The 11,404-nt window shown below is 44.1% G+C and carries 6 protein-coding genes; 5 read left to right on the top strand and 1 reads right to left on the bottom strand.

The window, feature by feature from the left end; translation table 11 throughout:
* Positions 1-5 precede the first annotated feature (5 nt).
* From ACTWPX_RS01995 to ACTWPX_RS01980, 4 genes are all read left to right on the top strand, one after another.
* Positions 6-1,916 (top strand): glycoside hydrolase family 13 protein, encoded by a 1,911-nt coding sequence (locus tag ACTWPX_RS01995; RefSeq protein WP_443118491.1) that lies wholly within the window; start codon positions 6-8, stop codon positions 1,914-1,916.
* 12 nt (positions 1,917-1,928) lie between these two features.
* Complete coding sequence (locus tag ACTWPX_RS01990; RefSeq protein ID WP_128525309.1) at positions 1,929-2,303, top strand: PH domain-containing protein; 375 nt, start codon at positions 1,929-1,931, stop codon at positions 2,301-2,303.
* A gap of 499 nt (positions 2,304-2,802) precedes the next feature.
* Positions 2,803-4,107 (top strand): RNA polymerase factor sigma-54, encoded by a 1,305-nt coding sequence (rpoN, locus tag ACTWPX_RS01985; protein WP_443118290.1) that lies wholly within the window; start codon positions 2,803-2,805, stop codon positions 4,105-4,107.
* 91 nt (positions 4,108-4,198) lie between these two features.
* Entirely contained in the window at positions 4,199-5,023 is an 825-nt protein-coding gene (locus tag ACTWPX_RS01980) for a YihY/virulence factor BrkB family protein (RefSeq protein WP_443118490.1), read from the top strand.
* Positions 5,024-5,383: 360 nt separating this feature from the next.
* Here the strand turns inward: ACTWPX_RS01980 and ACTWPX_RS01975 are convergent, their stop codons facing one another.
* Complete coding sequence (locus tag ACTWPX_RS01975) at positions 5,384-6,442, bottom strand: DmpA family aminopeptidase (RefSeq protein ID WP_443118289.1); 1,059 nt, start codon at positions 6,440-6,442, stop codon at positions 5,384-5,386.
* A 380-nt stretch (positions 6,443-6,822) separates the two neighbouring features.
* Between ACTWPX_RS01975 and gltB the strand changes: the two genes are divergently transcribed.
* Positions 6,823-11,403 carry a glutamate synthase large subunit gene (gltB, locus tag ACTWPX_RS01970; RefSeq protein WP_443118288.1) on the top strand — a complete coding sequence of 1,527 codons (4,581 nt, stop codon included), beginning with the start codon at positions 6,823-6,825 and terminating at the stop codon, positions 11,401-11,403.
* The last annotated feature ends 1 nt before the right edge of the window (position 11,404 follow it).

Raw genomic sequence — 11,404 nt, 5'->3', positions numbered from 1 at the left:
GACAAATGGAAATGTATCACAATAGTTTTGAATCTTCATATCGAGAGCCTTTCGGTGCTGCGCCGAGAGGTTCTGCTGTTACGCTTACAATTGATGTACACAATCGTTATCATGTATCACATGTCATCCTTCACTATATATTGGATCGTACGGATGATGAAAAGACGAAAGAGATGGACGTTTGCAGTGAAGAGCATCAACGCACATCTTATGAAACGACGGTCGTAATGCCGGAGACCCCGCAGTTGATTTGGTATTTTTTCGAGGTCATTCTCGAAGACCGCACACTGTTTTACGGACGGGAAAAGAGCTTTGAAAGCGGAGAAGGAAAGGTTTATGATCACATCCCTCCTTCATGGCAGATCACGGTATATGATCCCGCCTACCAAACACCTGATTGGTGGAAAAATGCAACCATGTATCAAATTTTCCCTGATCGATTTTATGCGGCAGGCGATATTGAACCGGAGAAAGCCCCAGAGACCAGCCTCATCCATGCCCATTGGGAAAACGAACCTGTGTATATAAGGAATGAGCGTGGAGAAGTCATACGATGGGACTTTTTCGGAGGCAACTTGAAAGGGATCGAAGAAAAACTGGACCACATTGAGTCATTAGGTGTCACCGTCATCTATTTGAATCCGATCTTTGAGGCGGAGAGTAATCACAGATATGATACTGGTGATTATCACAAAATCGATCCCCTTCTCGGAACGAAAGCGGACTTGGAGAGCCTGATTGAGGCGGCACGTAAAAGAGGGATGGAAATCATGCTTGATGGAGTGTTCAGTCACACTGGAAGCAACAGCATTTATTTCAATAGAGAAGGAAAATACGATTCGCTCGGTGCCTATCAATCTAAGAATTCTTCCTATTACAGTTGGTACACATTCCACCAATATCCCGATGATTATGACGCATGGTGGGGCGTTGGTACATTACCGACATTGAAAAAGGAAAACGAAGACTATCGAAACTTTCTGGTCCATGCAGAAGACAGTGTCATCAAAACCTGGCAAAACTCCGGCATGAAACACTGGAGGTTAGATGTAGCCGATGAATTGACAGATGACTTGATCAGCCAGCTATACCGCCAGCTGAAGAGTAAGGACGAGTCCAGCGTCCTGTTAGGCGAAGTTTGGGAGGATGCCTCTAATAAAACAGCCTACGGCAAGCGGCGGGATTACTTTTTAGGCGGTGTGTTGGACTCTGTCATGAACTACCCGATGCGTAGGATTTTGCTGGAGTTCATAAAAGGGGAAATGGATGCTCCAACCGTCCATCGTCGTCTGATGACCCTAGGTGAACATTACCCGAAGCAGTACTTTTATGCAGTGATGAACATGCTATCCAGCCATGATGTGGAAAGGATCAAAACCATGCTGGATGATTTCCTTCCAGATGATTTGGCAGAAGATGAAAAAGAAGATCTTATAATCAGACAAATCAAAGCCTTGAGTTTGTGGATTTATACCTTCCCGGGAATCCCCTCCCTCTACTATGGCGATGAAGCAGGATTATCAGGAGGGGCAGACCCTGATAACCGCAAGCCATACCCGTGGGACAAGGAAGATCAAGAACTTTTGAAGTGGTATCGCCAAATCGGCCAATGGCGTAAAGAACACCAGGCCCTTCGAACAGGGAATTGGAAGTCTTTCGCCTACGATGACGACGTGTTCGGATTTGAACGTTGGATAAGAGATGAAGTCGATCATTTCGGGAGTGAAGCCTCTGATGAACAGTTAATCTATTTATTCAATAGAAATCTCCGTAAAAAGAAAGAAGTCAACCTGCCGATCCAAAAAGGGAAATGGCAGCATTTAGAGAATAAGAGAAGAATATTCAATGCCAAGAACAATGTACTGGCAATAGAATTGGCCCCTTGCGAAGGTATGCTATTACGTTTAATGCAATAGGAGGAATCGAGCATGGGATTTTTAGATGGATTAATGGGAAACGCAAGTGAAGTAGATATTGAAAAGCTAGAAAGAGAATTGGAAGAAGTGTTGATTGAAAATGAACAGATTCAAAGCGGGTATAAAGTATTGAGAGACTCTTTCGTTTTCACAGACAAGCGATTAGTGCTGGTGGATAAACAAGGGATGACAGGTAAAAAGGTCGAATATCATTCCATCCCTTATAAAAGCATCACTCATTTCAGTGTAGAAACAGCAGGCAGTTTTGATATGGATTCAGAATTGAAAATCTGGTTATCAGGATCCAATGAACCAATTGGTAAACTATTCAAAAAAGATAGTCCAATTGAAGAAGTTCAACAGACTCTTGCCACATATGTATTATAAATGTTTCACGTGGAACAAAAAGGTGCCAGCAATATATTGCTGGCACCTTTTTTGAGTTAGGAAACTAGTAAATAATCGGTCAAAAGGACACCATAGCTTCAGATATCTAAAAAAAACTTATTCAAGATTCAACACCATGTGGTCTACATCAATATATTTTTTCTTCAGTTTTAATGCTTTCTCCACTAAGAAATGATATCCCATCTCCGTGACCTCTATAATGTTTTTAAGTCGCCCACCATCCTGGTCCCTGCTTGTGTGAGTATTGTCATAAACGTGAGGATGGCTTAAGGAAACGGCTAGACTCTCTGGGGCGTTGGAGCTGGACGAGTTGTTTCCTTAGAACCCTATTATGCTTTCCAATCTTAATAGCCCAACTCCATTCTTTCCAATGAATTCCTCCGATCGATATTTGAATTTATTCGTTGAATACGGCATCATAGGAATTAGTAAATTCATTTAAATTTATATGAAAGCGTTACCAAATAGAGGTGTGAACATGAAGCTGGAACTGGCAAATAAACAAACAACAGGGTTGGTCATGACGACAGAAATGCGTCAAGCGATTACAATGCTTCAATTTAACGCCACTGAATTGTGGGAGCATGTGCGAAAGGAAATAGAGGAGAATCCAATTTTGAGAATCGAGGCTCCTCCCTCTTATGGCTCTACCTTTCATCAAAAAGAGTTTGCCTATCATGATCCTATTGATCAAATCGCCCAACAGAGATGCGATTGGAGAGAAGACCTGATTGAGCAAGCGGGTTGGCTTCAAGAAAATGAATCTATGAAACACATTGTTATTTACTTGATTGGAAACTTAGGCGAGAACGGTTTTTTAACCATGTCTGCAGAGGAGATCACGGAGGAACTGGGAATAGGAGTTGAAATCGTTGAAGAAGCACGTCATCTTCTTATCAACTTTGATCCTTACGGCGTCGGTTGTTACAACTTTCAAGAGTATCTTCTGCTGCAAATAGAAAAAAAGTACCCAGACTCAGCCTTCTTGTATGCGTTGGTCAAGGATCATCTGAACCTTTTAGGAGAGCAGGAGTTGCGTCCCATAGCTGAAAAAACAGGAGTAAGTGAAAGGCAAGTAGGAGAAGCCCTCCAATTGATCAAGACTCTTCAGCCCCGGCCGGTTATTGAACGGGCGACGTCCGCATCTACACCTTCTCTTCCAGACTTAATACTTGAAAAAGGAGCAAGTGGATTCCTACTGAGAGATCCATACTCCATCACAAAGCAGATCCGGTGGGACGAGCAGTTGATGGGCATGTACCAAAAATCACAGGATGCTTATGATTATCTCGATGATTGTTATAAACGGGCCCGTTGGCTGATGCAGAGCATTGACCAAAGAAGAGAGACCATCATGCGGGTCGCTGAAGTGATCATAAAGCATCAAAAAGCTTTTTTGAAAGGAGGGTCCTTAAAACCCCTCACTTTAAAGAAGGTTGCTGACACATTGGGCCTGCATGAATCGACAGTCAGCCGAGCGGTATCGTGCAAAGTGATCCGGACTCCGGATGGAAACCACGAACTGAAAAGCTTCTTTCTTACAGGCTACCAATCAAAGCATGGAGAAGAAGTTTCTTCGCAGCAAGTAAAACAACTCCTTCAACAACTGATCAACAGGGAAAATCCATCCCTCCCCCTCTCTGATCAAAAGCTTGCAAATGAATTAAGCCTCCAGCATGCCCTCAGAGTCTCAAGAAGAACTGTGGCAAAATACAGAGAAGCATTGCAGATACCATCTTCCTCAAAGAGAAAAGTGAGCGTCGGTGAACCTCTTCTTTCCTAGTGTCTATGTGCTGATTCCTTATATCCATAGATTAAAACTCATAAAAAAAGGGGATAGACATGTAGACGAAGGTTGAGGAGGTAATCCAGTGATGAAGAAAATTGTGAGTAGTATCAAAGAGCTGGTCGCAGAATTCCAAAAAGACAATGTACCATTACTTGGCGCTGCGCAGGCTTATTATTATTTGCTTTCAATCGTGCCGATGTTGATTTTGCTATTATCCATTCTCCCATATTTGAACATTGATGCTGAGACAGCTATTCAAGCGATGGGCAATGTGATCCCTAGTGATACCGCAGAAGTATTCCGAGAGAATATCGTCGGTGTAGTTGAACAACCGAATGGCGGATTATTGACCCTGGGTATTTTGGGGACATTATGGTCTGCTTCCAATGGGATCAACGCCTTCATTCAGTCAGCTAATGAAGCTTACAATGTGGAAGAAACACGATCATTCATCAAAGTGCGTCTGCTTTCCATCGTGTTAACCCTTGGGATGATCATCGCCATCGTTGTAGCACTCGTCTTGCCAGTGTTTGGTCAAGTGCTGATCGATATGATCAATTTACCGGAACAGACAGCGATTTTATTTCAAATCCTGCGGTGGGGTATCAGTGTGGCAGTGATCGGGCTCGTCTTAATGGCTCTATATCACTTTGCTCCTAATAAAAATATCCCCTTCAAGCATATCCTGCCCGGAGCAATCATTACAGCTGTGCTTTGGCAGTTGATTTCTTTAGCCTTTTCTTTCTATGTAAGTAACTTCGGTAGTTACTCCGCTACTTACGGAAGTCTTGGTGGTGTCATCATCCTGATGCTATGGTTCTTTTTAACTGGCATTATTCTTATGGTAGGTGCTGAAATCAATGTCATCTATCACCGCCGTCACGCCAACGAAAAAACAAAGGCAGCCTAACCCCTTCTCTCGCGGGGCTCGCTCTATCCTGACGACCTTTGTGATATGTGATTCTCTTGTAATCACTTGAGGGAGAACCTGCCCTTTATGAGGTGGATAAACCATACTTTAGCGCTCGGGTAATAGCATTCTCCGCATAAAACCCATATGAACAAAGGTAGTTTTGAGCATCACCGCTTACCAAAGCCTCGAAACTGAGTGTTATGGAAAAGGGAGCGGCAAATGCATGAATGGATTCATAAGGAAAACCCGAACGAATTTCGTTCGGGTTTTCTAGCGAAAAAATTGTATTTGTCCCACCCTCTTTTAAATTCTAATAGTAAAGTAAGGTTTATTAATACTTCGAGAATCCGATCAGGCTTATAAGGAAAGATTATGAGTTTCCAGTAAATCTGTCAGTGTCGGACGTTCATGACCATCTCTTCCTATAATAGGCGTGGCTTTGACCAGGGACTCCAGAACGGCCTCTTCAGCAGCTTCTCCGACAGCCCGAAACGCTTCATCCATGTCTTCTTCGTGGATCATTCTTAGTGTTAATGGTGTATCAGACTTTTCATGAGGAATTTCATTGGCGGTCGAAAAGCCGATGACAACTTCCCCACTTCCGTTTCCTATGATGGACCCGGTTCGGGAAAGTCCAGTGACCGAGCGCTTGAGGATACGGTTCAGCTGACGTTCTGAAACGGGGAGGTCAGTGGCTATGATCACCATTACAGATCCACGGTCCTTTTCATCTTCTTTTGATAAGATCTTTTCTTTCAATTGTTGACCAATCGGATTGCCATCAATCAACAAGTCACTTAACTTCCCGAAGTTCGTAAGGGTAAGGACACCGATCGTAAAATCTCCGGCAGCTAATTCGACGATACGTGAAGCAGATCCAATTCCGCCTTTCATAGAATAGCAGAGCATACCTGTCCCCGCTCCTACACAGCCCTCCTCAAAATCTACAGCAGCATTGTCCAGAGCTTCGGTAATATGCTCTTTTTGTACGGAGCGTTCCCTAATATCATTGAGCCACATATCATTGCATTCACCGATGACAGGGTTGACTGTTCCTGTTTCCCTGCCAATTTCAGGGTTATTTTTCAAAGTATAATCAATAATGGCATCAAAGGCTGCTCCTACTCCGAAAGTATTTGTCAAAACAATCGGCGTTTCTAATGTGCCAAGCTCATTCAGTTGAATGGTTCCTGTCGTTTTTCCGAACCCATTGATGATATGGGAGGAGGCGATTAATTTTTCTCTGAAATGATTCCCCCCATGAGGAAGGATGGCGGTCACACCTGTTTGTTGGCTTCCTTCACTTAATGTGTGATGTCCGACTTTCACTCCTTGTACGTCTGTTAGGTTATTGTTTTTTCCTGTGGGCATGAATCCGATAGTCACCCCATGGTCTCTGATCGATTTGTTCATCATATGTTTTTCCTCCTCCTGGTGGATGTATTCTCAACTTGATTGTCAAAATCCTCCTTCCATTAAGAAATGCATGTTCATACAACCGGGTCATTTTATATGCAGAAATTTCAAATTAATGGAACAAAGGTGGGGGGGGGTAATGAAAGAATTGAAAAAAATTTGCTGAATTTTAGAATTTTCATGGTTGCGCTTACATCGTTTGGATGAATGGATTTGTGAGTTCTGCTAATTGTTTCACTTCTGTGAAAATTCAATTGTCAGCTGGTATGAAGGCGTGAATCCTGCCATTTTTCATGCTATACTAGTAAGAAACTAAAAAGACAGAATTTTTTAATTTTTGCCTGTAACCTACAAGAATAAGTCCGCTAGGGGGAATGAATATGCAAAAACACGGATATCCTGTTCCACAAGGTTTATATCATCCGGAGAATGAGCATGAGGCTTGTGGAATCGGAGTGATTGCCAATATTGATGGAACAAAGAGCCATAGTATTGTTGAAAATGCCATCACCATACTCTGTAATTTAGAGCATCGGGGTGGACAATCTGCTGACGTAAATACAGGGGATGGGGCTGGAATATTAACTCAGATCCCTCATAACTTTTTTGAAAACCAATGTGAAAAAGAAGATATATACCTTCCTGAGGCTGGTGGTTATGGTATCGGGATGATTTTCTTACCGGAAGATCATGACACCAGGATGGAATGTAAGAGAATCTTCGAACGTCTTGTTGAAGAGGAAGGGCAGAAATTCCTTGGATGGCGGACGGTACCTGTCAATGATTCGTTCGTCGGTAAAGATGCGAAAAAGACGAAACCATTTATCCGCCAGGCGTTCGTAGCACCTTCTGAAAATATAAAGAACCAAATGGATTTGGAACGTCGTTTATATATCATACGTAAACGTGCAGAAATCGAGATTGCCGCAATGGATGGATATGATGACTTCTATATCAGTAGTCTTTCAACGAACACGATTGTTTACAAAGGAATGTTGATTCCGGAACAATTGGATTCGTTCTACATTGACCTGAACCATCCGGATTTCAAAACGGCCCTCGCTTTAGTGCATTCCCGTTTTAGTACAAACACCTTCCCGAGCTGGAAACGTTCACACCCGAATCGAATGACAATCCATAATGGGGAATTCAATACGTTGAGAGGTAATGTCAACTGGATGAGAGCCAGACAACAGCTCTGTAACTCCGAGTACTTCAGTGAAGAAGATTTGGAGAAGATTTTGCCGGTCATTGATTCTCAAGGCAGTGACTCCTCCATGTTTGACAACGCGTTTGAGTTCTTGTATTTGTCAGGTCGTTCATTAGCACATACAGCGATGATGATGGTCCCTGAACCATGGTCGAACGATGATACGATTCAGGAAGACAAGAAGAGTTTTTACGAATATCACAGCTGCTTAATGGAACCTTGGGATGGTCCGGCTGCGCTTGCTTATACAAATGGAAAACAGATTGGTGCCTGCCTTGACCGTAATGGTCTGCGTCCAGCTCGCTATTATGTGACAAAAGGCGGGATGATTGTCCTCGGTTCAGAAGTGGGAGCCCTGGATATATTCGCTGATGATATTTTGTACAAGGATCGTTTGCACCCAGGCAAAATGCTGCTGGTGGATCTTGAAGAAGGTAAAATCATTCCTGATGAAGAGATCAAACTGCAGACGGCTCGCGAACACCCATATAAGGAATGGATTGAAAATAATAAATTCGACTTGGAAGACCTTCCGGAGCCGATTTCTGAGCATCCTCCGGTAGAAGGACTCATCCAGCAGCAATTGGCTTTCGGCTATACCACAGAAGAATTGAACAAAATTCTTATGCCTATGGTGACTGATAAAAAGGACCCTGTAGGCTCCATGGGTTACGACTCCCCGTTAGCGGTCTTGTCGAAGAAGCCACAATTGCTTTACAGCTACTTCAAGCAATTGTTCGCCCAAGTGACCAATCCGCCGATCGATGCCATTCGGGAGAAGTTGATTACGATGGTGGAAACGACGATCGGTGCAGAAGGGAATCTAGTCGATCCGCAGCCGGAGAGCTGTCGTCAAATCCGTATAAAATCTCCTGTACTGACGAATCGTCAGCTTGAACAATTGCGCCAGCAGAATGTGGAAGGTTTCAAAGCGCAGACCTTGTCCATATTGTTTGAAGCGAAAGCAAACAAGCTGAAACCTGCTATCGATCGTTTGTTCGAACAAGCCGATCAAGCGATTGAGGATGGGACGACCTTGCTCGTGCTCTCTGACCGTGGAGTCGGTAGAGATTATACGGCTATCCCTTCATTACTTGCCGTATCAGGGCTCCACCATCATTTGATTCGAAAAGGAACACGCACGAAAGTCAGTATTCTTATTGAATCAGGAGAGGCGCGTGAAGTTCATCATTTTGCAACCCTTCTGGGCTATGGAGCAGAGGGAATCAACCCTTATCTCGCTTATGAGTCGTTAAAAGACTTGGATGAGCGTGGACTGATAGAAGTCGATTCTCATGAACAAGCCGTAGAGACTTATGTGAAATCTGCTACAGATGGAATAATCAAAGTGCTGTCAAAAATGGGAATCTCGACGATTCAGAGTTACCGGGGAGCTCAGATTTTCGAAGCCGTCGGTATCCATAAAGATGTCATCGACCTTTATTTCACTCGAACAGCTTCACGTCTCGGTGGTATCGGTTTAGATATTATAGAAAAAGAGGCATTGATGCGTCATGAAACAGCATTCGATGAGCAGCGCGGTTCACAAAATACACTCGAAGCAGGGGACGATTTCCAATATCGTGAAAATGGGGAGGATCATCAATACAACCCGCAGACGATTGCAACATTGCAACACGCCTGCCGTGCGAATGACTATGATTTATTCAAGCAGTATTCACAGATGCTGACAGATGAAAATAACAACCTGCAATCCCTTCGAGGCCTTTTATCATTCAAGAAGCGACCTTCGATTCCAGTGGAAGAAGTGGAATCGGTGGAAGATATTTGTAAGAGGTTCAAAACAGGGGCCATGTCTTATGGATCTATCAGTGAAGAAGCCCATGAGGCCCTAGCCGTCGCCATGAACAGACTTGGTGGTCGAAGCAACTCCGGGGAAGGCGGGGAGAACCCGAGCCGCTTTACTCCTGAGGAAAACGGTGATATGAAGCGCAGTGCAATTAAACAGGTCGCGTCAGGGCGTTTCGGCGTAAATAGTCATTATTTAGTGAATGCAGACGAAATTCAAATTAAAGTCGCTCAAGGTGCGAAGCCTGGAGAAGGCGGACACTTGCCCGGCAAGAAAGTATATCCGTGGATTGCTGAAGTGCGTGGTTCTACTCCTGGTGTTGAATTGATTTCGCCGCCACCACATCACGATATTTATTCAATCGAAGACTTGGCAGAACTGATTTATAACTTGAAAAATGCTAATCCAAAAGCCCGGGTCAGTGTGAAACTCGTTTCAGCTGTCGGTGTTGGAACAATTGCAGCCGGCGTTGCGAAAGGACGTGCAGATCTCGTCCTTATCAGTGGATATGATGGAGGAACTGGAGCTGCACCAAGAACGAGTATCAAACATACCGGTCTGCCATGGGAAATCGGATTAGCAGAAACCCACCAGACGCTCGTCCTCGACCGTTTGCGTGACCGTATCGTTGTAGAAACAGACGGAAAAATGATGACAGGACGCGATGTTGTAGTTGCATCGTTGCTAGGAGCCGAAGAGTATGGCTTTTCCACGGCACCGCTTGTCGTCCTTGGGTGTGTCATGATGCGTGTCTGTCACTTGAACACATGCCCGGTCGGAGTGGCGACCCAGGATCCCGAATTGCGTAAGAAGTTCACTGGTGAAGCAGATCACCTGGAAAATTTCATGCGTTTTATCGCTCAAGAAGCACGTGAATTGATGGCAGAGCTTGGCTTCCGCTCTATCAATGAAATGATTGGACGGACGGATGTATTAGAAACAAACCAAGCCGTCGATCACTGGAAAGCCAAAGGCGTCGACCTATCCGCACTTCTTTACCAGCCGGATGTACCGGATAACTACGGGCGTTTTGCCACAATTAAGCAGGACCATGGTCTGGATAAGACGTTGGATGTCGAAGAATTGATCCCATTGTGCAAGAAAGCTATTGAAAATGGAGAACCGATTGAAAGCACAGGTTCAATCCGTAACATCCACCGGGTGACCGGAACGATTCTAGGCAGTGAAATCACTCGCCGATACGGGGCTGAAGGGCTTCCAGAAGATACAGTGAAACTGACATTTAAAGGTTCAGCTGGTCAAAGTTTCGGTGCTTTCATACCCAAAGGGGTGTCCTTGAGACTTGTAGGAGATGCAAATGATTACGTCGGTAAAGGATTATCAGGTGGTAAAGTCATCGTCCATCCTTCACCTAAGTCAACCTTTGCGCCCGAAGAGAATACCATTATCGGTAACGTTGCTTTCTACGGAGCATCTGACGGAGAAGCTTATATCAATGGCTTGGCTGGTGAACGTTTCTGTGTAAGGAATAGTGGAGCAGAAGTGGTCGTCGAAGGTGTCGGTGATCATGGATGTGAATATATGACAGGTGGTAGAGTAGTCGTTCTTGGTGGAACTGGCCGTAACTTTGCAGCGGGAATGTCCGGAGGCATCGCTTATGTCCTTGACGAGACGGAAAGGCCATTTGAAACGAAATGTAACAAAGAGCTTGTTCATCTCCATCAATTAGAAGATCATCAGGAAATCGAAAAGCTATATAACATGATCAAAAAGCATGTCGCTTATACGAATAGCGTGCTGGGCGAGCGGATTTTAGCGGACTGGGAGACCTATGTTTCTAAGTTTGTCAAAGTGATCCCTAGAGATTACTTGGCGATGGAGAAACGCATCCAAAGGTTGAAAGATGATGGTTTAGAGAAGTTCGATGCGGAAATGACCGCATTTGATGAACGTAACAAACCGGTAGCAACAGTTAAATAAT

This window comes from Halobacillus sp. H74, from assembly GCF_052246715.1.
Taxonomy (GTDB): domain Bacteria; phylum Bacillota; class Bacilli; order Bacillales; family Halobacillaceae; genus Halobacillus; species Halobacillus litoralis_A.
Note: the sequence above shows the minus strand (reverse complement) of the source record. Positions and strands in the feature narration are given on the sequence as shown.